The organism is Hymenobacter jeongseonensis (genome assembly GCF_015694725.1).
Lineage (GTDB): Bacteria > Bacteroidota > Bacteroidia > Cytophagales > Hymenobacteraceae > Hymenobacter > Hymenobacter jeongseonensis.
On record NZ_JADQDQ010000006.1, the window covers coordinates 236,163 to 262,961 of the forward strand.

The 26,799-nt window shown below is 59.5% G+C and carries 14 protein-coding genes; 3 read left to right on the forward strand and 11 right to left on the reverse strand.

Annotated elements, in window-relative coordinates; genetic code table 11:
• Nucleotides 1-13: 13 nt before the first annotated feature.
• Nucleotides 14-2,782, reverse strand: coding sequence for a TonB-dependent receptor (locus tag I2I05_RS14295; protein WP_196282950.1), 2,769 nt, complete (start codon nucleotides 2,780-2,782; stop codon nucleotides 14-16).
• Between the two features lie 305 nt (nucleotides 2,783-3,087).
• Between I2I05_RS14295 and I2I05_RS14300 the strand changes: the two genes are divergently transcribed.
• The gene (locus I2I05_RS14300) at nucleotides 3,088-3,987 is read left to right on the forward strand and encodes a YicC/YloC family endoribonuclease (RefSeq protein ID WP_196282951.1); all 900 of its coding nucleotides are present in this window, start codon (nucleotides 3,088-3,090) and stop codon (nucleotides 3,985-3,987) included.
• 338 nt (nucleotides 3,988-4,325) lie between these two features.
• Nucleotides 4,326-4,862, forward strand: coding sequence for a hypothetical protein (locus I2I05_RS14305; RefSeq protein WP_196282952.1), 537 nt, complete (start codon nucleotides 4,326-4,328; stop codon nucleotides 4,860-4,862).
• A gap of 65 nt (nucleotides 4,863-4,927) precedes the next feature.
• Here the strand turns inward: I2I05_RS14305 and I2I05_RS14310 are convergent, their stop codons facing one another.
• From I2I05_RS14310 to I2I05_RS14355, 10 genes are all read right to left on the reverse strand, one after another.
• Entirely contained in the window at nucleotides 4,928-6,712 is a 1,785-nt protein-coding gene (locus tag I2I05_RS14310; protein WP_230688353.1) for a VanZ family protein, read from the reverse strand.
• Between the two features lie 33 nt (nucleotides 6,713-6,745).
• Nucleotides 6,746-7,126 carry a glycine cleavage system protein GcvH gene (gcvH, locus tag I2I05_RS14315; protein WP_196282954.1) on the reverse strand — a complete coding sequence of 127 codons (381 nt, stop codon included), beginning with the start codon at nucleotides 7,124-7,126 and terminating at the stop codon, nucleotides 6,746-6,748.
• Between the two features lie 153 nt (nucleotides 7,127-7,279).
• Entirely contained in the window at nucleotides 7,280-14,845 is a 7,566-nt protein-coding gene (sov, locus tag I2I05_RS14320; RefSeq protein ID WP_230688343.1) for a T9SS outer membrane translocon Sov/SprA, read from the reverse strand.
• A gap of 133 nt (nucleotides 14,846-14,978) precedes the next feature.
• Nucleotides 14,979-15,584, reverse strand: coding sequence for a Holliday junction branch migration protein RuvA (ruvA, locus tag I2I05_RS14325; protein ID WP_196282955.1), 606 nt, complete (start codon nucleotides 15,582-15,584; stop codon nucleotides 14,979-14,981).
• A gap of 244 nt (nucleotides 15,585-15,828) precedes the next feature.
• The gene (locus tag I2I05_RS14330) at nucleotides 15,829-17,643 is read right to left on the reverse strand and encodes a DUF885 domain-containing protein (protein ID WP_196282956.1); all 1,815 of its coding nucleotides are present in this window, start codon (nucleotides 17,641-17,643) and stop codon (nucleotides 15,829-15,831) included.
• Between the two features lie 40 nt (nucleotides 17,644-17,683).
• A complete protein-coding gene (locus tag I2I05_RS14335; RefSeq protein ID WP_196282957.1) occupies nucleotides 17,684-19,954 on the reverse strand; it encodes an NADP-dependent malic enzyme in 2,271 nt (756 codons plus the stop codon).
• A gap of 170 nt (nucleotides 19,955-20,124) precedes the next feature.
• Nucleotides 20,125-22,146 (reverse strand): LysM peptidoglycan-binding domain-containing protein, encoded by a 2,022-nt coding sequence (locus I2I05_RS14340; RefSeq protein ID WP_196282958.1) that lies wholly within the window; start codon nucleotides 22,144-22,146, stop codon nucleotides 20,125-20,127.
• 454 nt (nucleotides 22,147-22,600) lie between these two features.
• The gene (gene gatA, locus I2I05_RS14345; protein ID WP_196282959.1) at nucleotides 22,601-24,028 is read right to left on the reverse strand and encodes an Asp-tRNA(Asn)/Glu-tRNA(Gln) amidotransferase subunit GatA; all 1,428 of its coding nucleotides are present in this window, start codon (nucleotides 24,026-24,028) and stop codon (nucleotides 22,601-22,603) included.
• Nucleotides 24,029-24,064: 36 nt separating this feature from the next.
• Nucleotides 24,065-24,544, reverse strand: coding sequence for a Sec-independent protein translocase subunit TatA/TatB (gene tatA, locus I2I05_RS14350; protein WP_196282960.1), 480 nt, complete (start codon nucleotides 24,542-24,544; stop codon nucleotides 24,065-24,067).
• An 18-nt stretch (nucleotides 24,545-24,562) separates the two neighbouring features.
• On the reverse strand, nucleotides 24,563-24,868 hold the full coding sequence (locus I2I05_RS14355; RefSeq protein WP_196282961.1) for a Sec-independent protein translocase subunit TatA/TatB: 306 nt from the start codon (nucleotides 24,866-24,868) through the stop codon (nucleotides 24,563-24,565).
• Nucleotides 24,869-25,142: 274 nt separating this feature from the next.
• On the opposite strand from I2I05_RS14355, the gene I2I05_RS14360 reads away from it, so the two are divergent.
• Nucleotides 25,143-26,087 carry a GAF domain-containing protein gene (locus I2I05_RS14360; RefSeq protein ID WP_196282962.1) on the forward strand — a complete coding sequence of 315 codons (945 nt, stop codon included), beginning with the start codon at nucleotides 25,143-25,145 and terminating at the stop codon, nucleotides 26,085-26,087.
• Nucleotides 26,088-26,799 lie beyond the last annotated feature (712 nt).

Here is a 26,799-nt window from a genome sequence, read left to right on the forward strand (position 1 = left end):
TCCGGGCCCAGGCCTAGAAGCGATAAGTCAGGCCCAGCGTCGAATATTGGCCGCGCTTGTAGCTGCCGAAGTGGGTGCTTTCCTCCAGGGTGCCGCGGTTGATTTTGTTGTCGCGGTTCAGGTCCCAGCTCTGGCGCACGGGCTGGTTAAGCAAGTCCTGAATACCGGCTTTAATTTCTAAGTGCTGGCCCACGGTCTTGGTCACCGACAAATCCACGATGTGACGCTGGCGGTCAATCACCGAGAAGTTGTCGCTGCGGTCGCCCACCAGCACAATGCGCGGCCCCACCACGTTGTACTGCGCCGACACCTGCCAGTGATGCTCGTCGTCCTGGTAGAAGGTGCCCACGTTCACCACGTACGGCGACTGGCCTTGCAGCGGCCGGTTCGTGATTTGCCGCTGGTCGTTGCCCAGCGTCACTTCGCTTTTGATGAGCGAGGCATTAACCACGAAGTTCAGGCGTTGCAGAAAAGCGCTTTGGCTCAGGCCCACCAGGCTTTTGCGCGCTTCCAGCTCCACGCCGTAATCATAGGCCGTCGGCGAGTTTTGGTACGACACGTTGATGGCTTCACCGCCTTGGGCCAATATGGTTTGCTCGATGGCGTTGCGGAAGTGCTTGTAGAACACGCCCACCGAAATCAGCTCCGAGCGCGAGGGGTAAAACTCGTAGCGCAGGTCGGCGTTGTAAATGGAAGCCGTTTTCAGGCCCGTGTTGCCCGTCACGGCCGTGCCGGTGCTGAAGTCGTAGAAAATGTAGGGCGCCACTTCCCGAAACTCTGGCCGGTTCACGGTCACGCTGCCGGCGAGGCGCAGCAAGGACCGGTCGTTGAAATTGAACGTCGAGTTGAGCGAAGGCATCGGAATAAACCGTTTTTCCTCGTAGGCCAGGTCGTTGCCGCTGATGAGGTACTTGCGGTTGTACTCAAGGCGCACACCGCCCGATACGTTGAGCTTTTCGGTGAGTGGCGCCACCACGCCCACGTAGCCGGCCACCAAGTCGTTTTCGGCATTGTAGCGGTCCTCGGGCCGGGTGGCCCGCTCAAACTTGAAGCCGGTTGGCCCCACGTTGGCCGGGTCGAAAATGCGGTCGATGGGCAGCGCGAGCAGCGCGGGGTCGGTGTCGCGGTCTTGAGTATAGGAGAAGTAGTCGTTGTTCAAGGACCGGGCTTTTTGCTCGGCGTAGAAGCCCACCCGCAGCTTGTATTGGTTCACGCTGGTGGTGTCGCGGCCGTTAAACCGGCGCTCCCATTGCCCGCTCAGCATGTAGGTATTTTCCTTCAAGTCCGAATAAAAACGGGAGGCGTCGAGCTGGTTGGGGGCATTGGCCAGCGGCACTTGCACCAGAAAGGGGTCGTTGGTGCCACGGGCCCGCTGGCCCTGGTAGCGGCGGTAGTCCGGCTCGTCCCGGAACACGTAGTTGTAGCCGCCCGACCAAGTCAGGCTGGTGTGGCCGGTGCTGCCCACGGTGTGCTGCCCCTGCAGCTGGCCCGAGTAAATGGTGCGGCTTTGGTAGTGTGTAGCGTACTCGTCGCGTTCCTGGTCCTGGGGGTAGAATACGCCGGTGCGGTGAATTACCTCGTCGGTGCCGTACTGGTTCAGGAAGTTGCGAAAATCAATCCGGTTGCGGTCGTTCAGCCGCACCTGCCAGTTGTGGATAATGCCCAGCCGGGTGGTGGCCAGGGAGCGGTTGTCGTTGTAGTCGCTGCGCAGGTTCATCAATTCGGGGGCCTGCTGGTAAAGCTCCACCCGCTTGCGGGTCACGTCGTAGCGCTCCTGGGTGTTGGAGTACGACAGCGAAGTGACGTTGCTGAGGTACTTGGACCCAATCTCGAATTTGCGGTTCAGGCCCAACGACAGCCGCACGTCGGGCCGCGCGGTTACGCTCCGCGGAAACCAGGTGTTGGCCAGCTTGGGCGCGATTTCGTTTTCGGAACCACCGGTGGGCAACTGTCGCTTGCCGTCGTCGAAGCCCAGGGCGTCGGTGCCGGAGCGTGCGCTGCTCAGGTAGTCGTTGAAGGTGGTGCCGCTACGGTACCAGCCCGAAACGCTGGCCGTGGTGGCATTTTCCAGCACGCTGTTCTTGGTGTACACTTTCACCACGCCACCGCCCATTTCGCCCGGCAACTCGGGCGAGCCCGACTTGAAAATCAACACACGGTCAATCACCGAGCTGGGCAGAATATCGAAGGAGAAAGAACGAGTGTCCACTTCGGCCGAGGGCGTGAGGGCGTCGTTCAGCAGCACCGTGTTGTAGCGCTCGGCCAGGCCGCGAATCACAATAAAATTGTTGCTCTGCACTGTCACGCCCGGAATGCGTTTCACGACTTCGGCCGCGTCGCGGTCCAGCGATTTCACAATCTGGTCGTTGCTCATGCCGCTCACCACCACTTCGCTCCGTTTCAGGTCCTGTATCAGGGCAACTTCGGTGCCGGTTTGCTTCACGCCGGTCACGGTCACTTCGGTGAGGCTGGTGGCGCTTTCCTCCATCACGCCGTTGAGGGTGGTGGTTTGGCCGCTGGTTATCACAATGCCGGGGAAGGTGAGCGGCTGGTAGCCCACGTAGGTCATCGTGATGTTGTAGGTGCCGGGGTCGAGCGGCAGCGTGTAGCTGCCGTCCACATTCACGGGGGCTGCCTGGGTGGTGCCGGTGACAAGCACCGTGGCCCCAATTACACCTTCGCCAGCCTTTTTATCGGTCACTTTTCCCGCCAGGGTGCCCTGTTGGCCAAAAGCCAACGTATTCAGCCACAATACTAAAAAGCCCAGTAGGGTGAGGCGCATAAAACGAGTAGTTGGTTTCACGCCACAAAATTACCGGGGGCCTATTACGGCAACATAGCCAGTGAATTATGCTATTGTTACGGAGGTTCTCAGGCGTTCCAGAACGGAAAGACAACCCCTACTTTTGCGGCTTTTTTCAAAAAACCTGCCCTGCAGGCAAACCGCGTTTCGACGCTTTGCGGCAGCGCTCTCGAGCGCCACGCTGCCGCAGCTTCCCTCGCTGCCACAGAGCATGATGGTTCGGCCAAGCGCCCGCGCCGCTTCGGTCGTTTCTTTGTGGCCTCAACCAGCCCCCTCCCCCGCAGATGCTTCTTTCCATGACCGGCTACGGCCAGGCCCACCGCGAAACCGATACCTACACCGCCGCCGTGGAACTCCGGTCCGTCAACTCCAAAACGTTCGACCTGACGTTGCGCCTGCCGCGCTTCCTCATGCCGCACGAGTTGGAAATCCGCAACGCCGTAGCCAAAGCGTTGCTGCGCGGCAAAGTCAACCTGAACTTAGATTTTGTGCGCCCCGCGGCCGCCCGCGCCGCCGCCACGCTCAACAAAGAGGCCTTAATTGCTGCCTTCCAGGAGCTGAAAGGAATTGCCCAAAGCCTGGGCCTGCCCACCGGGGAAGATACCCTGTTGGCCGCCCTGCGCCTGCCGGGCGTAATCCCCAGCGCCTCCGAAGTGCGCGACGCCGAGCCCGCGGCCGAAGAAATCACCTGGCCCGAGCTGCAGCCGCTGCTCACCGAGGCCCTGGCCGCCATGCAGCAGTTCCGGCAGGACGAGGGCACCACCCTCACCATCGAAATCCTGAGCTACATCGCCACCATTCGCCAGCAGCTGGCAGCCGTGGAGGCGCACGACCCCGCGCGCATCGAGCACGTGCGCCAGCGCCTGGCCGGCCACCTGGCCGAGCTCACCAGCCACGAGCAGTTCAACGCCACCCGCTTCGAACAGGAAGTGCTCTACTACATCGAGAAGCTGGACATTGCCGAGGAGAAAGTGCGCCTGGCCGCCCACTTGGCATACTTCGAGCAAGCAATCCATCAGCCCGATGAGGCCGTAGGTAAAAAGCTCGGTTTTCTGGCCCAGGAAATTGGCCGCGAAATCAACACCATCGGTTCCAAGGCCAACGATGCTACTGTGCAGCACCTCGTGGTGGGCATGAAGGAAGAATTAGAGAAAATTAAAGAGCAGCTAAATAATATTCTTTAAAAGTCTATTATTGAACTCTTTCGTTACCCCTGGCCAAACCCTTCGGGATGCAATTTGAGCAAAAAAACAATCTGATATTGGATTTTGCCGTTGTTTCCCATCCACTATCAACTGCGTAAAGCATTTTGGCAGGAGTTTTGAAGTGTAAAAACATGTTCGATTTAACTTTCTCAACCGGTCGAATCTTAGGTAGTTATTGCTGAATCGGCTGGCTTAACTCGGACCGTTTAAAAATAAATCGCAATATTTGTAACCCGAAAGTTGGATACTTAATTATTGTATCTAACTTGGGTTTATCAAATAGCTTTTTAGTTACTCACCCCCTTATCCTCATTAGCATGAAACTTACATTTCTACTCTGTATTCTTGGATTAATGCTGACGGCTGCCCACCCGGCGTCTGAAATAGAGCTGGTAAAAAAGCGCGTGCTCAGTGAGCGGGTTGAAATCTTGATTCCCAAGGGCTTCGAGGTAATGACCGAACAGCAGATGGACTTCAATTACGCCAAGGCCCAGAGCCGTCCGAGCGTGATTTTCACGAACAACAACCTCATTAGCCTCGCCTTCAACTACAGCGACAACGATGCCGACCAGGACATGGTTGACATCTACGCCGCGTCGTTTGGCAAGACCTACCACAAGCAGTACAAAGACGCTACCTGGTTTGGTGACGGCATCAAAAACATCAACAACCGCAAGGTTGGCTACTTGGAATTCATGAAGCCGGAAATGGGCCATGAAGTGTACACGCTGGTGTTCTTCACCGATGTTGAAGGCAAACTGATGATTTGCACCTTCAACTGCGCCGACCGCCAGAAGCCCGAGTGGGAGCCCATCGCCAAGCAAATCATGCTGTCGCTGAAATCCAAAGGCTAAGCTAACCCGCTGGTTTTGCTTATAAAAAAGCCTCCGCACTGAATGCGGAGGCTTTTTTATGCGCCTTATTTCGCCGCGCCGAGGTCGTTGAGAAAGTCCCGTACCAGCCCAAAAGCCCCAGTAAAGCCTACCAGGGACAACGCCGCCGGTTGGTCGTTCGCGTCGTGGTAGGCGGCGCTCCCGCCCCGGGTGTAGATAAAAAACGCCGGTACCCCGGCTTCGGAAAAGGGAAAATGGTCGGAATTGGCGGCGCGGCCGCGTGCGGCCAGCTGCGGCAGGTAGCGGTGCGCCTCGTTGAGGGCCACCAAGCGGCGAAAAGGAGATTCCAGCACGCGGCCGTTTACCACCGTGGCGCCTTGCTCGCCGGTGCCCAGCAGGTCCAGATTCACCAAAAACTTGATGCGTTTGAGCGGCACCAGCGGATGGGCCACGAAGTAGCTCGAACCGACTAAGCCAGCCTCTTCGGCCCCGAAAAGCAGGAAAACGACCGAATACGCCGGTCGGTTTTCGGGACGGGCATAGTGCGCGGCGAGTTCCAGGAGCATAGCCACGCCGCTGGCGTTGTCGTTGGCCCCGGGGAAGTAAACCTTTTTGCCCATCAGGCCGAGGTGGTCGTAATGGGCAGTAACCACGAGGAAGGAATCGGGCTGCGCGGTGCCGCGGATGATGGCCGCGAGGTTCTGGGTTTGGTAGTTGCGCTGGAGTTGAGCGTCAATTTGGAGCGCAATAATTTCATTTTGAGGATACCACACAGCAGATTCATCCAGCGCTTCGATGCGAACACCCGCAGCCTGAAATGAAGCAAGTGAAGCAGTAAGTCTAGGACGCAACACTATACGGTTTGGCAATGAGTCCAAGGTTTGGCGAACGGTGACGGGTAGAGAAGTTAACCGTTTCTCGTCGCGAGCAGCGACAACGAGAAACGAACCTTCAGCATCTTTAGCCATTAAACGGCGAACCTGTGTCTGCAGAGCCTGCCGTTCGCTTAAGGAGCTAAAACACAGCGTATCAAAAAGTATTGCAATACCTGAGTCCAGTAGCGATGCCGCTTTAGATTCAGGTGCGGCAATAAAATCATGGCCCGGTATTAATTCATATATAATAGACTTATTTGACCCGCTCTTATGCGTAACTGATAGCCGCATTTTCCCCGGAAACGTGTTTACATCCAGCGTAAACGGCTGGGTATAATCAGGCGCCAACGGCTCCAGCTTCAGTTTTTTTAAGCGCTTGCGCAAGTAATCGGCTGCTTTGCGTTCACCTTGCTTCACGTAGCCCCGGCCGTGCAGGGCGGGCGACCCTAGCTTCTCAATGGTGCGGCGCACCCGCGGCATATCCTGCGCGTGGCCGGGCAGTGGCATGGTGCTCAACCCAAGGGTAGCGCCTACCAAGCCCGCCCACACCACTGGCGCCAGCACCCGTTCCCGGCGCTTACGACCCCAAGCCCAGGCGGAGGCCAAGCCGACAGCCACGGCGGCGCCAATGGCGTCGCTGAGCAAGTCGGTCCAGTCACCGTGCCGGCCCAGGCCCATGGTGTGTTGCAGAATTTCAATCAGCCCACCAAAGAGAATGGTGCCCACCAGCACTACCAGCCCCGCGTGCCGGGCCACATGGGGCCACCGACGCTGCCGTGAAAAAGAAACCCAACTGAGGCCAGCCAAAACAACAAACACGCCCGCGTGGGCCGCTGTGTCGAACGACAACAGCTCCCAAGCGGGCGTGCGTGGCATGTCTTGGGCGGGCGTGAGCGTGAGCACCAGCACAATGGCGGCCCATAACAGGGGCAACGCCGCGTAAGGGCGCAGCACTGGCTGCCCCGGCTTAGGCTTGTGAGGAGAGAGGTCTGGCATCACGGCGCACAAGCGAAAGCAGGAATTGGGGCTTTACACGCCAACCAGTTCGCCGTAGGTTTCGGCCGACAGCAGCTCTTCGAGCTCTTCGGGCTTGGCGATGGAAATTTTCACCATCCAGCCGTCGCCGTAGGGGTCGGAGTTCACGGTTTCGGGCGAGTCGGCCAGCTTGGCGTTTACTTCCAGCACGGTGCCGGTGATGGGGCTGAAGAGGTCCGAAACCGTCTTCACAGCTTCCACGGTGCCAAACACGTCGTGCTGGGCTACTTCCTTGTCCAGCGTATCGATGTCAACATAAACAATGTCGCCAAGCTCTTTCTGAGCGTGGTCGGTGATGCCGACGTAGGCAACATCGCCTTCAACGCGAATCCATTCGTGGTCTTTGGTATAATGCAGCGTGGCGGGCAGGTTCATAAGCAAGGGTTGGTTGGGTAAGGTGGTGGATTGGTAGCCAGACCAAAATTAGGCAATACTTGCTTGGGGAAGGCTGCTTAGCCCGAATTCTTTAAACCAGAAGCAACCTTGCCCGAGCTTCTTTGCAATTACCCCCCTCTTTGCGGGCGGCCGCTATTGCGTGAGGCTGTAGCGGAGCTGCACCCCGCCCTCGGTGGTGGAGTTGCGGAAGGCGTTGCTGATGCGCGGCGTACTGATGGTCTGGCTGTAGTACAGCTGCAAGTTGAGCCGGGTATTGAGCAGGTAGTCGATGGTGGGCCGCAGCTGGAAGGTTTTCGAGCCGTTGGTCACCTGGCCTTCGGGGCGGCCTTCGGAGGGGTTCGGGTTTTGGGGGTCGCCAAAATCCACCACATCGAGGATGCTGCGCTGTACGGTGATGTTGTCGCGAATGCTCAGGTCGAGGCGGGCGGTGAGGTTGTTGCGCAGCACGCGCTGCTCGCCGCCTACCTTGAAGGGAAGCCGCAGGCTGTTGGTAGCATAACCGAGGCCCACCACGATTTCGTTGGTGTACAGCTCAGTCACCTGCGAGTTGGTGGTGTTCAGCACCACGGCGCGGTCGGTGCGGTACTCGAGGCGGCCGGTGGCCCGGCTCACGGTCTGGAAATTGATGCCGATGAGCGGCGACAAACGCTCGATGATGCTCACCTGCCCCACCACGTAGTAAGGCAGAAACTGCCCGGCGGTATTGGTCAGGGTCGGGAACTGGGTTTCGGGGTTAAAAGTGGGCTCATAGAGCGTGGAGGTGGTGTAGCTCCCCACGCTGTAGGTAGACGAATACGCGTGGTTGAGCGTGAAGGAGGTGAAGTACTGTTTGACGAAAGGCAAATCAGCAAACCCGTTGTAGTCGACGCGCCAGTTGGGCAACGGCAGCTTGTCGAAGGGATTGAACTTCTCGGCCTCGTACCCATCCGACGACCGGCCGTGGTAGGCATCAATGAAACTTTGCACCAGCACTTCCTGCGAGTTGAAGCCGTAGCCGACTTCCGGATTGGACCCCGGCGAGGGGTTGGCCGTGGCCAGGCGTTGGCGCACGAAGGCGCGGTTGCGCACGAAGCGGTCGAAGGCTTTGGACGTCTCGCCGTTGGCCCCCAAATCACCAAACAGGGTTTGAATGGTAACGGTAGAGGTTTGGAAGGAACCGGTGCCGAGCAACGGGCTGGGCGCCTGCAGGAAGCGGCCCGGATTTGAGGGGTCGGGTACCACCTCCAGGGTTGCTTCGTCCAGCAAATTGCGGTAATACACCTCCTTGTTGCGGGCCAGCTGCCGGCGGGCGTCTACCTGAATGTTGAAGCCACGGAACGGCTCCAGGGCGGTGCGGAGCGTGAGGGTTTCGGTGAGCAAAGAGCTCAGCGGGGTATTCAAGTACTCGCTGCTCTGGGTGTACCAACCGTTGCTAATAGCGCGGTTGTACAAGTCGGGCAGCTCGTACTGCCGGCCCAAAATGAAGGGCAGGCCCGGCGCCGTCAGGTCGTTGTCGAGGCCAAAGAGGTGGGTTTTGGGCAGGTAGCCAGGTAGCAGCGTGCCGTTGGTGCGCACGTAGGTGAAGTTGAGCGACCGCGCCGTCATCAGCGAGCGGAGCACGGCTTTCACAAACCGATTGGTTTCGCGCGTGGTGTCAGCGGCCGAGACCTCGCCCGGCTGCCCGGGTTTCGCCTGCGCCGAAGCGTCTTTTTTGGGCCGTGCCGTGGGCGGCGGTGCGTTGTTGATGATATTGAGAAACTTCACTTTGTTGTAAAGCTTCACCAAATCGATGCGGCCGTTGGCGCTGATTTCGGCGTTGTTCTGAACGGTGTTGCCCAGGCGTAGCTCGGTGGTGAGGGTGTCCCGCGCCTCGTCGCCGGTGGGCACGGGAAACAGGGGCGCCCGCAACGAGGCCGACGCCGCCTGCCAAGTGTAGCTGGCCGAATAGCGGGTGTCGGCACTTATCCAGTCGGTAAGCGGAAACTTGTCGAGCGGCAGCCGGTACGTGAGGGCAGCCACTTGGTTGAAGTTGGTGGTGCGGCCGCCCCGCAGCAGGTTATCCTTGAGCAGGTCGCGGTTGCGGATGGCTTCGTCGCTGACGCCGATGGTGCGGCCCCGGCCTTCGTCCACCACGCCGCGGTTGTTGGCGGTATAGTCAAAAATCAGGCTTTTGGTCAGGTCCCATTTCAGGTCGTAAATCCGGCTGATGAAAAACGACTTCTGAATAACCGGCGCGATGCCCGCCGAGCTGGGCACCGTGCCCGGCTCCAGAATGCGCTGCAGAAACCGCTCGTTGTAGCGCCGGTCGATGTCGGTCCGGAACGAGAAGCGCGACGGCAATGGCGTGAAGTTCACCTCCTGAAAAATCTTCAGATACGGATTGTCCAGGGCCTTAATCTTGCTCAGCGGCGTGTAGTTCTTGGGCGTAGTTTGATACACGTAGGCCACGGCGCCGGTATAGGCTTTGGTGTAGTCGCGGTCGGTGCGGATGTCGGTGTGCAGGCGGTCGGTGAGGGAATAACTCAGGGCCACGTTCTCAATGTCCCAGGGCTTGGGCGTGACGGGGGCCGCTCCGGGCTTGCCGGGGCCGCGCTCCTTGCGCACATTCAGCACCGAAATGCTGCGGCTGGTGGTTTGGTCGATGACTTCCTTGCGGTACTCGGCCTGGGCCGTGCGGTTGAGGTCGCCGTTGGCGTCGGTGAATTTCTCCAGGCTTTGGCTCAGCTTGGTATCGGGGTCCAGGGGGTCGTAGAGGGGCGTGCGGCTCTCGTGGCCGATTTGCAGCAGCACCGGCACGCGCAGCTGGAACTGCTCGGGCAGGAACTTCTCTGCCGCCACGGTGGCCTGCAAGTCGCCCCGGAAAGCGTCGTCGAGGGAGCGCTGCTGCACTTTGTCCTGCAAGCCGCCGAAGCCCACACTGGTATAGCTGCCCGTGGCGGTGATGTTGGCCAGGTCGGCCATTTTCACGTTGAGGCGGGCCGTGGCGGCAAAACCGTCCTGCTGCTCGAAGTCAAACACCCGGAACTCATCGGCCCACAGATTGGCCGAAATCGCATTCGTATTCCCGTTGTTGATGTCGGCCGTGGGGTTCAGCATGCCTATCATCACGCCCTGCACCGCCGAAAAATCGGGGTTGCCCACCACAGTAATGGTGGCGCCGTTGGGCAGCGTTTTGGTATAGGGCACTTGGAAATTAACCGGCGTCCGCTTGTTGCGCTCGGATTTGGCGTCGATGAAATCCTGAAAGGAAATATCGATGCGGTTGGCGGCCGGCCAAACTTCGTCGGCCGTTGCGGCTTTGGGCGGGGTGATGGCCAGCGGGAGCGAATACTGGTAGTAGTTCTGCGTGTAGTCGGTACCGATGCGGATGAAGGCCTGCACGTCGCCATTATTCAGGCTCTCGTCTTCGCTGTCGCCGTGCAGGAACAGGCGCAGGCGCTTGTAGCGCAGCATATTAATACTCAGATTTTTGTAGGCTGCCTTGGCGTAGCCGTCGCGCAGGTTGGTGACGGACAGGCGCAGGCTCTGCTCGTTTTGCAGGCGCGAGGTACTCGTGCTGCCATACTCCTTATCGCGCAAAATACCGGGGGGCGACAGGTAGGGAATTTTGCCGGTGACTCCCGTCGCCGCCAAGCCGTTTTCCTCAATGCTCACCGTCGAAACGCTGAACGCATCGGCATCGGTGAGCTGGCCCACAGGTGGCTGGGTGCCTTGGCGGGCATCCACAATGCGGTAGAGGAAGCGGCGCCACTGGTTGGCCACAAACTGCGGCTGCACCAGGCGCACCACCACGGGCTGCTGCCAGCCGGTCATGTACATGCGCAGGAAGCGGATGTTCTTGAAGCCGAACTCCTGCGACGCGCCGCGCACGGTGTAGCCCTCCCGAATTGGAATGCGGAACTGGTACCACGTCACTACGTCGCCGCTGGTGCGCTCGTCCTTATTCGTTACTTTATCTATGATGAAGTTCTGGCCTACTTCCAGCCCGCCGCCGGGCACGGTGCTGGGGCGCAGCGACATGCGGTATTCGTAGTAGCGCTCCACTTCCTGCACCACGTTGTCGCGGTTCAAATCTTCCTTGTCGGGGAAAGCGGTGGAGCTGAGCTGGCTGTTTTCGGCAGAGTTGCCTTCGTAGCCGTTGTAGTTTTTGTAGCGGCCCAGCAGCTTGGTGTTGCTCTGGTCGTAGCTCGGGTCGAGGTGATGGCGGAAGTTGTCGGCCGAAGGGTCGGGCAGGGCAGTGAATGGTGCCCCGAACTGTGGTTGTACTTTTTCGGCGGCGTCGTTCACGCCATCAAGGCCCACGTCCTGGCGCTGCCGGGCGCCGGGCGAGGCGTTAAAAGCATCTGTGAGAAACTGCTGCCGCGTGACCCGGCCCCACACCGTAGGGGTGCTGTTTTCGGCAATTTCCAAAGGGTCGTCGGTAGTAGGCAGGCCGTTTTCGAACTCGTGCTGGTTGTTGTCGCGCAGCAATTCCTCGCTCACGTTGCCGAGGTTGATGACCAGGTCGCCGCCGGTGGTATTTGCCACGTCATTGCCGTCCTGGTCGGTCACGTTCACCCGCGCGTCGGGCGCGCTGGGGTTGGTCACCTTCAGGAAGGGGTCCATCATCCAAAACTCGAGGTATTCGACGTTGGCGTTGTCAAAGTCGGTATCGAAGGTGATTGCCCGGCTGATGCCGCCGAACTTATCCTGGGGCCGCTCTGCGGCCGTAAAATTCTTTCCGGCTGCGTCGATGTTCGGGTTGTAATTGTAAGGGCCACGCTCGCCGGGGTAGTACGCCATGTCGAACGTGTACTCGTACCCGTTTCCCGTGGCGCCCAAGTCCTTATTCGGGAATACCTCGTCGCGCTTAATGCCGCGGATGTAGTGGTTCGTCAGGTCGGCCGCGCCGATGTTGCCGGGCACGTTGGGGCCGCCGGTGTAGTAGCTCTGGTCCACGGTGTACCAAGCCAGCCGGGCGCGCTGGTAGTTGAAGGGCAAGCCCACCGCCGTGCTGCCGCCCACGGGCAGCGGCGTCGAGGCCAGCCGCCACGCCGGAATAGAAGCCAGACCGCCCAACGTGTAGGGCGTGCGAGCATTCTCAAAGTCGTCGATGTACGACACCCCGTTTTCGCCGTTGCCGAGCTGCGAGCGGCCCGGCAGCAGCTTGGCAAACTCACCGCCGAAGGAAATGGTGGAAATCTCCTTAGTCGACACAAAAGGCAGCATGTCGAGGTACTTGGTGAGCACCCGGCTGTCTTTCCGAATGCTGCCATCAATCCCGACAATGGTGTTGTTGCCCGGCTCGTCGCCAATGTTTACGCGGTTGATGCCCGGGGCTTGGTTCTCGAGCAAGTGCAGCGCCGTGCCGCCAATATTCACGTCCTTGTTCAGGCGGTAGTCGAGGCGCACGCCCACCAGCCGGCGCGGCTGCACCTGCACTAGGGCATTTTTTTCAAATTCCACCCGCAGCTCGTTGGCCGAATTCAGGTAGGCCGGGTTCAGGATTTTCACCTTAGCCTGGTCGTAAAACACTTGGTAATCGACGCCCTCGGTGAGCAAAGTAGAGCCCGAGCGCACCCGCACCGAACCCTGCGCAATGCCAATGCCGGGCAGGTTGATTTCGTCGGAGCCGGCCCCGCCCTGGAAGCGCCCGCGCAGGAAAAACTTGTCTTTTTCCTGCCGTTGCTGGGCGTCGCTCTGGGTCTGATTGTACAGCTCCGAATACACGTACTTGTCAATCAGCTCGGTTTCGCTGGGGTCGAACTGCGTGCGCAGGTAGGAGCCGAACGGCTCCACGTTCGGGAAGATGATTTTGCCCAACTCCGGGTCAATGGTGACGCCGGGAAAAAAGTCGAAGTTGCCGTCCGGGTTGCGGTCGTTGTTGGGGTTCACGTTGTCGAGGTTCAGCACCTCGATAATCGGCCGGTTGGCGATTTTGATGCCCTCTTTCAGCGAAATCAAGTCGACCCCGGTTTCGTCGTCCTTGTATACAATCTGCAGCTGGAAATTGTCGCGCTGCAGCTGCGAGGCGTTCAGGGGATAGATGTTTTTCATCATCAAATCCCAGGTCGGCGTGTTGAGGGTGCGCAGGTTTGGGTTCTGCGGGTTGCGGCTGGGGTCGGCCACGCCCACGCCGGGGTTGCTGGCCCGCAGCATTTTCAGGAACACCACGTCGTCCTGTTTCCGGTTGCCGTACTCGTCCTGGGTTTCGCCTACTTGGTAGGTCGTGCCGTTGTAGAGGTACTGGAAGCTCACGCCCAGCACTTGGTCGGGCAGCAAGGCCGTGTTCAGCGACACGTAGCCCAGCTGCGGGTTGAACGTGAATTCGCGCGGGTCGAGTTTTCGAGCCCGCACCCGCTCAAAGTCGATGTTCTTGGCCAGGCCCTCGGTTATCTGCAGGAAGTTATCGACGCCCAGATTGTCTCGGGCCGATGGGCCGCCGGCAATAATCCGCTGATAGAGCAGGTTGGCCTCGTTAGCCGCCGGCACGCGCGGGGTTGGGCTGCCATTGCGGTACTTGTCTTGGTAGAGGCGCAAGGGCTCGGCCAGGTCCATCAGCGTCACCACGTTGCGCAGGTTTTCGGTGGTGCGGTTGTCGTTGGTCACGTACACTTCCAGGCGCGTGATGGTCACGCCGCTCTGGATGGTGGGCAGGTTGCGCAGGGCCTGGTCGTACCGTTCCCGGAAAAACTGGGACAGGAAAAAGTGCCGGTCCCGCTCGTATTGGCTGGCCTTGATTTCGTACTGCCGGCTCTGGGCGCCGTTCTGAATGCGCACCTCGTCGGCGGTGCCGCGCACGGTGGCGGCCACGGCCGTCACGCCCAGCTTGCCGAACTGCAGCTGGGTTTTGATGCCGAACAGGTTCTGCCCGCCCTGCACCAGCGAGTTGGTCAGGGGCAGGCTCACGTTGCCGAGGTCGACTTTCTGAATGATGTCCGTTTCCTCGCCCGCGTAGTCGAACTTCATTTGGTTGTCGAAGTCGAACGAGGCTTTGGTGTCGTAGTTGAACACCAGCTTGAGCTTGGTGCCGATGGCGCCGGTCAGGTTGACGTTGATGTTCTGCTCGAACAGAAAGTCGCCCACGCTCTGCTGGCGCAGGGTCAGGGCTGGGTTCTCGTTTTTGTTGTATCGCCCGCCAAACTTGAGCGAAACCGAGCCCGCGGGCCGGATATCGACGTAGCTGCCGCCGAAAATACGGTTGGCTATCGGACCGAGGTAAATTTTGGGGATGAGGCGCTGGGCCTGGGGCGTGCCCGCCGCCGCCGCGGGCCCGGTTACGCCGCCCTTGGCTTTCTGACGGTAGTACTCGCGCACGGCCTCCCGGCGCTGGAACTCCTCGTATTGCTCGTAGCTGAGCACGCTGGGGTCGCGGTAGTCAATGTCGGTGCCGACTTTCTCCTTCACGTCGAACTGTTTCAGGCTGTCGTCAACCGTCACGTCCAGCTTCACGTTGCTGGGCAAGGGCAGAATCAGCGGCGATTCGCGGCGGCGTGGCCCGAACGGGTTACCCGGCCGGTCCTGGGCCCGCACCCGGGGCCGGCGGCTGGGCGTGTACGGTCCCGTGGTATCCACTACCGCGCCCACGGGCTCCGGAGTATCGGCCGCCAGCACGTGGCTGGCCCGTAGCCACGCGTTGGTGAGGCGGGCGCTAGCCAATGGGGTGGCCTGGGACCACCACGTGAGCAAAGACGCAACTGCAACAACCGACGCAGGAAGTAGATTCTGACCGAATTTCAAGCAGATAAGTGGATAGTGGCGCGGCCCCGACAGCGTGCGGCGGGTCCGGCATTATATAGAAGGCAAGTAATCGGGACCGAGCGCCCAAGCAGAACCATTGCGACGGCGCGCATCAAAAAAGCGGCGCCGCGGCTTAATGCGACTTCAAAGCAAATTTAATCAATTCCTCCACGGTCAGCTCCCCGCCGTGCTTGTGCTGAATCTGGTCGAGTTGCTTTTCGGCGGCAGCCCGCGCAAAGCCCAGGGTCACCAGGGCTTGCAACGCTTCGGAGCGGCGGGTATTGTGCTGGCGGGCCAAGGGCACGGTGTCCACGCCGGCCTTGGCCAGCAGTTCGTCTTTGCGCATTTTGTCCTTTAGCTCCAGTATCACCCGTTGGGCCGTCTTGGGGCCCACGCCTTTGATGCTCTGGATGGCGCGCACGTTCTCGTTCACGATGGCCTCGCGGATTTCGCCCACGCTCATGCTGCTCACCATCACAATGCCCGTGCCCGGCCCGATGCCCGACACCGAAATCAGCTGCATAAACAGCGCCTTTTCGCTGGGGTCGAGAAAGCCGTAGAGCGTTTGCCCGTCTTCCTTGATGTGCTGGTAGGTGTAAATTTTGGTGGCCGCGCCCTCCGCCGGCAGCTTGGAGTAGGTGGCGAGCGAAATCCGGACTTCGTAGCCCACGCCCAGGATGTCAACAATGGCCTGGGTGGCGTCTTTGTAAGCGAGTTTACCGTCGAGGTAGGCAATCATGCAGGGAATTGATAAAAGCGAAGCAAGCGGCGGCTTCCGACAGGAAGCGGCCGGCGCGGAAACTGCGCCCGAAGTACAGACAAAAAGCCGGAACTGGCCCGCTCACTCAACGTCACAGCCGCCAGTTTCTATCCCAAATCTACTGGCTTTTTGGCCAAATAAATTGGTTAAAAAAAGGAACCATCGCCCGGGTGTGCTGGCACCGGGGCAATGGTTCCGCGAAGCTTCTGGCCGGGTGGGCGGGCTATGCGCTGGCTTTTTGAGCGACAATGTATTCGTCCACCACTTGCTCCAATACCTCCAACGGCAGCGCCCCATTCTGCAGCACCACGTCGTGGAAGTCGCGCAGGTCGAATTTACTCCCAAGCTGCTGCTTGGCCCGCTCGCGCAATTCCAGCATCTTCAGCATGCCCACTTTGTAGGCGCAGGCCTGGCCGGGCATCACGATGTAGCGCTCCACCTCGGCGGTCACGTCGGTTTCGGCCATGCCGGTGGTTTGGCGCAGGTAGCGAATGGCTTGCTCGCGGGTCCAGCGCTGGTCGTGCAGGCCGGTGTCGACTACGAGCCGGGCCGCGCGAAACAACTCGGCCCGCAAGCCGCCCAGCTTGTCGTACGGGTCTTGCTCAAAGCCCAGCTCCGCGGCCACTCGTTCGGCGTACAGGGCCCAGCCTTCGCTGTAAGCCGTGAAGGGAATCAGGGTTCGAAACGTGGGCAGTCCTTTGAGTTCCTGCGCCACGCCTATTTGGAAGTGGTGCCCCGGTATGCCCTCGTGGTAAGCCAGCGTGCGCATGCCAAATTTGGGGGTGGCCTTCACATCGTAGAGGTTAGCGAAGAACACGCCGGGCCGGGAACCGTCGAGGGCAGGCCTATCGTAGTAGGCGCCAGCCGAGGTTTTCTGCTTGAACTCGGGCACGCGTTGCACCTCCAGCTCGGCCTTAGGCCGAATGCGGAAGGCACTGCTCAGGCCCCGGTCTACTTCGGCCAGAATGGTTTTGTAGTCGGCCAGAATCTGCGTGCGTCCTGCTTCGGTATCGGGGTACGTGAACCGCGCTTCCTCGCCCAGCCGGGCCATGGTGGGCCCCACGCTGTCGGCGCCGGGCACGCGCTGGGCCTGCAAAATGGTCCGCATTTCGGCCGTGATGCGCGCTACTTCCTGCAAGCCCAGTTGGTGAATCTGCGCAGCGCTGAAGTTGGTGGTGGTGCTGCTACGCAGGCAGTGGGCATAGAAGGCCTTGCCATTAGGGAATTTCCACACCCCGGCGTCGTTGGTGGAGCGGGGGCGCAGGGCCGTGAAGTAGGTTATCAACCGTTGGTAGGCCGGGTACACGCTGCCCTGAATCTGGCGCTTGGTTTCGGCCAGCACCTCGGCCTGCGCCGCCGCGTCCAGGCCGTCAGCTTTTTTCAGCTTTTCGGCCAGCGAGGTGTACAGAATGCTCTGTTCCGGCTGCTGCGCCACTAGGCCCGACATTTCGGCCAGCACCTTGTCGATGACGAACGTGGGCGGCACTACCCCGCGCTGCTCCCGGATTTTCAGCCCCTCCAGCACCTGCGCAAACTTGACTTTCATCGCCGCCAGCCGCTGGTTGTAGTAGTCGGCGTCGCGGCGGTTGCGCACCTGGTGCACGTTGGCCATGAAAGCCGGAAACTCATTCTGCACCCCAAACATCTGGTTGACGGGGTAATTGTTGTAGCGGAATGCCTCGCCCGCCGCCGCGTTGGTCATGTACCAATCGAGTACCCGGTAGTTGAGACGGTCCTGGCCCCGCAGGCCGGTGGTGTCGTAGCGGTGCAGCGTGGCCAAGTCCTCGCGCAGGCGGGCCAGCGTTTCGGTGTCTTTGGCATCGGAGGCGTCGTCCAACTTCTGGTTGTGGCCCTGCATGCCGAGGCCTTCAACCAGCCGCAGCGACGAGAGCATCTCCGGCGAGTCGAAGGCGACTTGGGCAAACACCTTTTCATAGAAAGCCCGAATGAAAAAGGGCTTAAACCAAACGGTGTTCACTACCAAAACGACCACAACGACCAGCAAGGCCGCCAGTGTGCGCAAAACGATTTTCTTCATCCTGCAAAGTAGGACATTCAATCCAAGCTATGCAACGATACTACAACGCCTTGCTGCCCATTTGCGCATCCACCACCGCAATGGCGGCCATGTTCACGATGTCGCGCACCGAGGCGCCCAGCTGCAGAATGTGCACCGGCTTGCGCATGCCCATCAGGACCGGCCCAATGACTTCGGTGCCGCTGATTTCCTGCAGCACTTTGTAGGCAATGTTGCCCGATTCCACGTTGGGGAAAATCAGTGTGTTGGCGCCTTTCTCGGCCAAAGGACTGAAGCCATAATGCTCCTGTAGCAGCTGCGGGCTGAGGGCCACGTTGGCCTGCATCTCGCCGTCAATCAGCAGGTCCGGGAAGCGGGCCTTGGCCAGTTCCGTCGCACGGCGGGTTTTCTCGGGCAGCACCCCGGAGTTGGAGCCGAAGTTGGAGTAGCTGATAACCGCCATGCGCGGCTCGGCATCGAAGAAACGCACGGCCCGGGCCGTGAGGCCGATAATCTCCACCATTTCCTCGGCCGTGGGGTTGATGTTCACCGTGGTATCGGCGAAGAAGTAAGGGCCTTTCTTGTGCTGAATGATGTACATCGACGCGACGCGCCGCACGCCTTCTTCGGTGCCAATGACCTGCAGCGAGGGAATGATGCTCTTGCCGTAGTCCTTGGTCAGGCCGGTAATGCAGGCGTCGGCCTCGCCGGTTTCCACCATCATGGCGGCGTAGTAGTTGCGTTCGCGCATCAGGCGGCGGCCTTCGTACAGCGTCATGCCGCGCCGCTGGCGCTTCTGGTACAGCAGGGCGGCGTACTCGGCGCGCTTCTCGTCCTGTTTCAGGATGTTGATGATTTCGCAGCCCTCCAAATCCAGGCTGTTGGCGCGGGCAATGGTTTCGATGGCTTCCTGCGGCCCCAGCAAAATGGGATGCGCAATGCCCTCGTCGCGCAGAATCTGGGCTGCTTTGAGGATTTTGTAGTTGTCGGCTTCCGCAAACACCACCCGCTTGGGGTTGGCCTTGGCCGCCGACGTCATGCGGTTCATCAGCTTCTGGTTCACGCCGAGGCGGGCACGGAGCTGGTCTTCGTAGGCCGTCCAGTCCTCAATGGGCAAACGGGCCACGCCGCTTTCCATGGCCGCCCGCGCCACCGCGGGGCTAATGGTGGTAATGAGCCGCGGGTCGAGCGGCTTCGGAATCAAGTAGTTCGGGCCAAAAGCCAGGGTGTTGTCGCCATAGGCCTTGTTCACCATCTCGGGCACGGCCTCTTTGCTCAGCTCGGCCAGCGCATGCACGGCGGCCAGCTTCATGGCTTCGTTGATTTCGGTGGCGCGCACGTCCAAGGCTCCCCGGAAAATGTAGGGAAACCCCAGCACGTTGTTCACCTGGTTGGGGTGGTCGGAGCGGCCGGTGGCCATAATCAGGTCGTCGCGCGTGGCCATGGCCAGTTGGTAGCTCACCTCGGGGTCGGGGTTGGCCAGGGCAAACACCATGGGCTGCCCCGCCATGCGCAGCAGCAGGCCGGCGGGCAACACGTTGGCCGCCGACAAGCCCAGAAAGACGTCGGCGCCTTCCATCGCCTCGTCCAGCGTGGTGATGGTGCGGGTGGTGGCAAACTGCATCTGAATCGGGTCCAGATTGGTGCGGGCCGCGTTGATGATGCCGTCTTTGTCGAACACCACCACATTGTCCTTATTCAGGCCCAGGGCCAGGTACAGCCGCAGGCACGACACGGCCGCCGCGCCCGCGCCGCTCACCACGAGCTTGATTTCGTCGATTTTCTTGCCCACGATTTCTAACCCGTTCAACAGCGCCGCCGAGGTGATGATGGCCGTGCCGTGCTGGTCGTCGTGCATCAGCGGGATGTTCATCTTTTCCCGCAGCTCGGTTTCAATCCGAAAGCATTCCGGCGCCTTGATGTCCTCCAGGTTGATGCCGCCAAACGTGGGCTCCAGGGCTTTCACAATGCGGATAAATTCGTCGGGGTCGGTGGCGTCAATCTCAATATCGAAGCAGTCAATGCCGGCAAACTTCTTGAACAGCACACCTTTGCCTTCCATCACCGGCTTGGATGCCGCCGGCCCAATGTTGCCCAAGCCCAGCACCGCGGTTCCGTTGGTAATCACGGCCACTAGGTTGCCTTTGGCCGTGTACTTGTACACGTCATCCGGATTGGCGGCAATGGCCTTGCACGGCTCGGCGACGCCGGGCGAGTAAGCCAGCGCCAAATCGAGCTGGGTGCTCATGGGTTTGGTGGGCACCACTTCCAGCTTGCCCGCGGGCTCTTGGGAGTGGTAGTTGAGGGCGTCTTGTTGGCTTGTTTTCAGCATCGAAAAGCGTGGCAAAGAGAAACGGCCGCGCAGGCAGCGCGGCCGTATAGGCGAAATTAGCGCGAAATGCGCAGCAAGGCCGTGTTTATTTTATCTCCAGTTGCTGCGACGTGCCTCATAAGCCAGTCGACCAAGCGGTAGTACGGAGGTCGCCGGCCGTCGTGTTTTTCTTATCCCTGGGGCACCAACAGCTTTTGGCCCAGCTTCACTTCGTCGGAAGTAAGGTGGTTGACTTCGCGCAATATTTTCACGCTCACGCCGAAGCGGCGCGAAATATTGAACAGCGTATCGCCGCGTTGCACCAAGTGCACCTTTGGCGACGCCAATTCCTTGGCCAACTCCGTAGCGCGGGGCGCGGCGGCGGTTTTGGTGGTGGCGTTGGGTTTCTTTCGGGCAGCTACCTCCGGCACGCCATCGCTTTCAGCCGGCGCGTGGAACACCAGCCGCTGGCCAGCAACTAAGGTTTCCGAATCAAGGCCGTTCCACTCCGTTACTTGCGCCACACTCACTTTGTGGTCGCGGGCAAGTTTGGTGAGGTTGTCGCCTTTGCGCACGGTGTACGTCATTTCTTCATTCCCCGTAGCCGACGCGGGCTCGCTGGCCACTTCGCCAGCCACCTCAGCGGCCGCTTTGGTTTCACTCCGTTTGGTTTCGGCGCCCTGCACCTGCGCCAAGCGACGGGCAGCCACGCGGGCTTGCGCTTCCGCCGCCGCTTGGTGAATAGCTTGGCGCTGACGAATTGCTGTCAGGCGGGCCTCCTGATTTTTTTCCTGGCGAGCTATTTCCTGCATCCGCGCTACTTCCCGGGCATTGGCATCGGCCTGGGCCTGGCGAGCGGCAGCCACCTCAGGAGCTATGGTGGGCCGCACAGAGCGCGGCACCACGGCAATTGCAGCTGGCGCTTCCGCAGGGACCATTTGCTTGCTCGGCGCCGCTGCTGGCTGCGGCACGAATATCACGAGTTGTTTCCCTGGCTTCAGCGCGCGGCCTTTGGGCAGGTCGTTCCAGCGGCGCAGCTGGGCCTGGCTCACCTCGAAGCGCTCGGCCAAACCGGCTAGGGTTTCGCCGCGCCGCACCTTGTGCGGCACCCGCCGAAAGCGTGGTGCTTCGGCCTCGCTGCGGGTGCGTGGCCCTTCAGTAGCCGCCAGAAGCGGCCGGCTCAGCCAAGGTTCCACACCGTCCAAACGCGGCGGCATAAACGCCAGTTGCTGCGGCAAAGCGGCCGCGGGCTGGCAATAATCAAGCAGCGTCGCGCGGTCCACATCGCCCAAATGTACGGCCGCCGCCGCCGGGTACCGCACCACGTAGGGCCGATAGCCAGCGGGCAGAGCCGCCCGCCGCAACTCCGGATTGAAACGGGCGAGGTACAGCGAATCGTCGTAGCCGCAGGCCTGGCTCAGGCGCCGCAAGTCAAAGGCTTGGCCCCGTAAGCCCAACGTATCCATCGGCTCCGCGTGCTGGTAGTTTAAGTTATCGGTGCGCAGGCCGTGCGATTCGGCGTACTTCATGCTGTACATGATAGCCGTGAAGGTGGGCACATAGTTGCGCGTCTCGGCCGGCATATGGGGGTACAACTCCCAGAATGTTTTTTTGCCAGTACGTCGCATCACGCGCTGTACACTGCCGGCGCCCCAGTTGTAGGCGGCCAGCACCAACTCCCAATCGTGAAACACGCCGTAGAGGTAGCGCAGGTGCTTACAGGCGGCTTCGGTAGCCTTTTCTGGGTGCATGCGCTCGTCCACCCACTCGTCCCGCTTCAGGCGCAGGTCGCCGGCGGTGGGGCCCATAAACTGCCAAAGGCCAGTTGCGCCCACTGGCGACTTCGCCGTCGGAATCAGGGCCGATTCCACCACGGCCAAGTATTTCAAATCGATGGGCAGATTATACTGCGCCAAGTATTTCTCAAAAATGGGGAAGTACAAGTTCTCACGCTCTAGCACGCGTTGCATGTAGCTCCGGTTGCGAGCCGTGAACAGCGTCACGTAGGCCATCACCGAATTATTGAATTGGTGGGGCACGTCGGTTTCGAAGCAGCTCACCCGGTCGCAGACTAAGTCGCGCAGGGTAGGTGGCGTTCGCAGCCATTCTAGCCGGGCCGAATCAATGCCCATGGGGTCTACTGGCACGGCCACCAACGAATCGGGCTGCAACTCCAATCGCACACGCAGCGTGTCGCCCAACAAAGCTGGCATTGTGGAATTTACCGGGTCTGCCGACTTGGATTCCGGTACCCCTTGGGCCTTACTCTCTGTCGTTTTAAACAGCAGCCAAGGCAGCACCAGCACCAGCCAAAGCCGTCTGTGCCGGGAGGTTTTTACATGCTTAATCCCTTGCTTCATAGCACTAAGATAGCGCAAGGGTAAAGAACTTGTATAGGTAACGATTGATGTTTCTAGAGAAAAGGATATACCGAGGCAGTCCTTGCACGTCAAACCCGTTTTGAATTACGAAGGAAGCCAAACGTTTAGGCTCTCGCCGATTTCCGATGGAGCCAGTACCCAAAAGCCGCCGTCAGCCACGATTTCAAACACCTTTAGGCCGTGTATCGCAGATGAGAAATAGCAGAAACAACATGCAAATACCGCCAACAGCAGGACCGCCTCTATTTGTAGGAGGCCCTGCTGTTGGCGGTATCTTACCTGCTTATTAAGCTACCACTTCCTCCGTCAGCACGCCGGCAAAGGCCAGCAAATCGGCTTCGCGGAAAGCGCCGGCCATTACCTGCAAGCCGATGGGCAAGCCGGCCGAGTCCTCCCCTATCGGAACGGAAATAGCGGGTACGCCCGCCAGCGAGGCCTGCACCGTAAAAATATCGGCCAAGTACATCGAAACCGGGTCCTGCTTCTCGCCAATCTTAAAGGCGGTGGTCGGCGTGGTGGGCAGCACTAGGAAATCGAACTGGCGCAATAGCTCGTCGGTTTTATCCTTTATTAAGCGTCGCACGCGCTGGGCTTTGGTGTAGTAGGCATCGTAGTAATTCGCACTGAGCACAAACGTGCCGAGCAAAATGCGACGCTGCACTTCCGCGCCAAAACCTTGGGAACGGCTTTTCTTATACAACGACTCCAAATCGGTGGCGTCTGCAGCCCGGTAGCCGTATTTCACCCCGTCGAAGCGGCCCAGATTCGAACTGGCCTCGGCCGTGGTGAGAATATAATACGTCGGAATCATGAAATCCAGGTAAGGGAAATCCACCGCTTCCACCACGTGGCCCTGGCCGCGCAGTATATCAAGCTGGGTTTCCAAAGCCGACTTGATTTCCGGATTCAAGCCCTCGTTGTCGATGGCGTCGGCAATGTAGCCGATGCGGTAATGCGCCGCCGGCGTGAGCTGCTGGCTGTAGGCCGGCACTTCGCGCTGGCTGGCCGTGCTGTCCATGCCGTCGGGACCGGCCATTACCTCCAGTAACAGCGCAGCGTCCTGCACCGAACGGGTGATGGGCCCAATCTGGTCAAAGGAAGAGGCGAAAGCCACCAAGCCGTAGCGGGAAATGCGCGAGTACGTGGGCTTGAAGCCGATGACGCCACAAAAAGCCGCCGGCTGGCGCACCGAACCGCCCGTATCGGACCCGATAGACGCCAAGCACATATCAGCCTGCACGGCCACAGCCGAGCCACCCGACGACCCACCGGGCACCCGCTCGGGGTCGGCCGCATTGCGGGCCGGCCCAAAAAAGGACGACTCGTTCGAGCCGCCCATGGCAAACTCGTCGCAGTTCTGGCGGCCAATAAGAATGGCGTCGGCATCGAGCAGGCGCTGCACGGCCGTGCCCGTGAAGAGCGACTTGAAACCGTCCAGCATTCGGCTACTGCTTTGTAGCGAGTGTCCCGCGTAAGCCAGCACGTCTTTGAGGCCGATGACCATGCCCGCCAGCGGCCCAGCCGTGCCGGCCGCCAGCTTGGCATCAACAGCGTCAGCCTGGGCGAGGGCCTCATCGGGCCATACCTCCAAGAATGCGTTGAGGTGCTGCTGGCGCTCGATGTTGCCCAGGTAATACTCAACGAGCTGACGGCAGGACGTGGTGCCCGCCGCCAGCTCGTTACGAACTTCGGATAAAGAATGAAAACGCTTCAAGCTGTTTTGCAGATTAGGTGCCCGATACGGCATTAATTATACGTTAGGACTCGGAGCAGCCGGAATGTACGGCTGCCGGGGCTGGGTGCCTTCCGGCGCCAAGTTGGGGGGCAAAGTCGGCGCAACGGGAGGAGCGGGCTCTTGGTTGTTGGGCACGGCGGCGTAATCCGCATCGGCGGTGGGCAATACCGAGGCGGTAGCTGGTGCCGCCCACGGGTCAAAGCCCGAGCCCGCTTCCGCTACCGGAGCCGAAGGCAGCGAACTCGCTGGTTGGTTGTGCGCATCATAAACGGGTTGTTGCTGCTGGGCATAGTTCGTAGGTGCGGGCTGGCCGGCTTGCTCAAACTCCCGCCGGATTTCGGTACTGGCGTCTTTGAACTCGCGGATGCCTTTGCCCAAGCCCCGCGCCAGCTCTGGAATTTTATTAGCCCCAAAAAAAATGAGGATGACGACCATGATGAGCATGAGCTCCGAGCCGCCGATGTCGCCTAAAAACAGGATGAAAGGGGTTTGCATGAGTCAGGAATGCGCGGATTAGCGCGGCTGGTTGTTGGGGTCGTTGGAGTTGTACACGGGAGGCACCGGCTGCTGGTAGCTCTGCTGGGGCGCACCGGGCTGTTGGTAAGGGGGCTGCACGGGCGGCGCCACGGGCTGGTCGCGGTACTGCGGCTGCTCGTTTTCGGCCACCTTGCTGGCGTCCTTAAACTCGCGCACGCCCTGCCCCATGCCCTTAAACAGCTCCGGAATGCGTTTAGCCCCGAATAACAACACAATTACAAACACGATGAGCAGAATTTCAGTTGTACCGAAGCTGCCAATTAGAAACAACGAATGAAGCATGAGGAGAAGGGCATGGGGCCCGGTTAGGTTGATAAAGGAAGGTATACGAAGTCGAACGTCTTTTGGAGTTCCAAAGATACCCTTTAGTAAGGTTTTAGCAGGGCTTGCACGTTCATTAACCGGGAAATTGACCCTGTTGGCAGGGCTAGGTTTGCAGTTCGGCCCAATATATTCCCTCTGCCTTCAATTCATCACGTAGTTTTGCTAAGCTCCCATCGAGTGCTTTCTTGCCTTAATTGGGTCAGAACTAAACCGCTACACTTCTAAATACGCTGTGAAATTATCGATGCGCACGACGCCGGCCGACGCCACCCTACGCCAAGTAAATGAGCCAGAACGCATGGAGGCGCTTCACAGCTACCAAGTGCTGGATACCGACCCCGAACAAGTCTTCAACGACTTGGCGCAACTTTCCGCCTTCATCTGCGGCACACCCATGTCGTTGGTATCCCTAATCGATGGCGAACGGCAATGGTTTAAAGCCAAAGTAGGGTTGGAGGCCAAAGAAACGCCCCGCGAGTACGCTTTTTGCCAATACGCCATGCGGGCCGACGACATCTATGAAGTACCAGATGCCGCACTCGACGAACGTTTTGCCCAAAACCCACTCGTTACCGGCGACCCAAACATTCGTTTTTATGCTGGCGCGCCATTGCTCTCGCCCGAAGGCCAGCCCTTGGGCACCCTGTGCGCGCTAGACACGGTACCACGCGAGCTCACCGAGGACCAGCGCGAAGCCCTGCGCATCTTGGCCCGGCAAGTCATGGCCCATCTGGAACTACGCCGCATTCGCATTCAACTCGAAGATGAGCGACAAAAGCTGGATGGGGTTCTGCGCATGGCCAACAACGACGGCGATGCACTTTATGCCAATAACCGCACGGAAATTTTCGTCAAGCAAGACCAGCGGTTGGTGCGCATTGCCACTGCCGACCTTCAATATGTGGAAGCTTTGGGGGATTACGTCAACCTACATACAACCCGCGAGCGGTTTACGGTTTACGGCACCATGAAGGACCTCGAAACCAAACTACCCGTCCGGGATTTTGCCCGCGTGCACCGTAAATACATTGTCCGCCTCGACCGCATCATGACCATTGAAGCAGATTCGGCTCTGCTAGACGGCGTACGGGACACGAGTTTATCGCGTACGCCGGTACGGGTTCCCATCGGCAGTTCCTATAAAGCCGGGCTATTGGGCCGCTTGAATCTGGTGTAAACCATTTAATAACGGAAAGTCAGTGTTGTGCTTTGCATCCAGATAAAGTTACCGTTCGCCGTGCCAATCCCTCAACTCACCGAAATGCGCCTTTATCCAATTGCGAAATGCCCCACCTTTGATTCGGTTATCGGTTGCAGCTCGCTAGTAGCCACTGCTGCCGACAACTAAGTTTGTTTTCATAGCTCAGAAAGACCCGCACCCTTGGCGCGGGTTTTTTTTCGTCTAAATGATTGAAGATGCTGAAACAGTTTAACTATGTTAAACTGGAAACAGAATACCTCCATTTGCAGTCATCCTTACAAAACCAGCAGAAAACAGCACCAGAAACGACGTAATTACTACAAAGCTCCAGCACCATCACTCTGCTTCAAAAAGCCTTGACATGCATGGTTTCTTCGCTGCAAGTAGGTACTGTCACCAAACTATATTAGCGCTGGCAATTAGGATATATCCTGCTCTTATGATTTATACACTAGAGCTTCCAATTTCATTAGGGATAAGAAAGCTAGATATAAAAAAGTCCCTGCCATTTTTGCCCGGCAAAGTGGCCACATACTCTAAGATTAATTGCATGGGCAAGTAATTACCCTTGCCCCATGCGCCGCGGCGCCCGGTTGTCGGCGGGGGTAAGCGGGGAAGTGGGGGCTTGTAAATACAAAACGCCCCTGCGCGGGCCGGTGAAGGCGGGCGCAGGGGCGTTGGGGCAAAT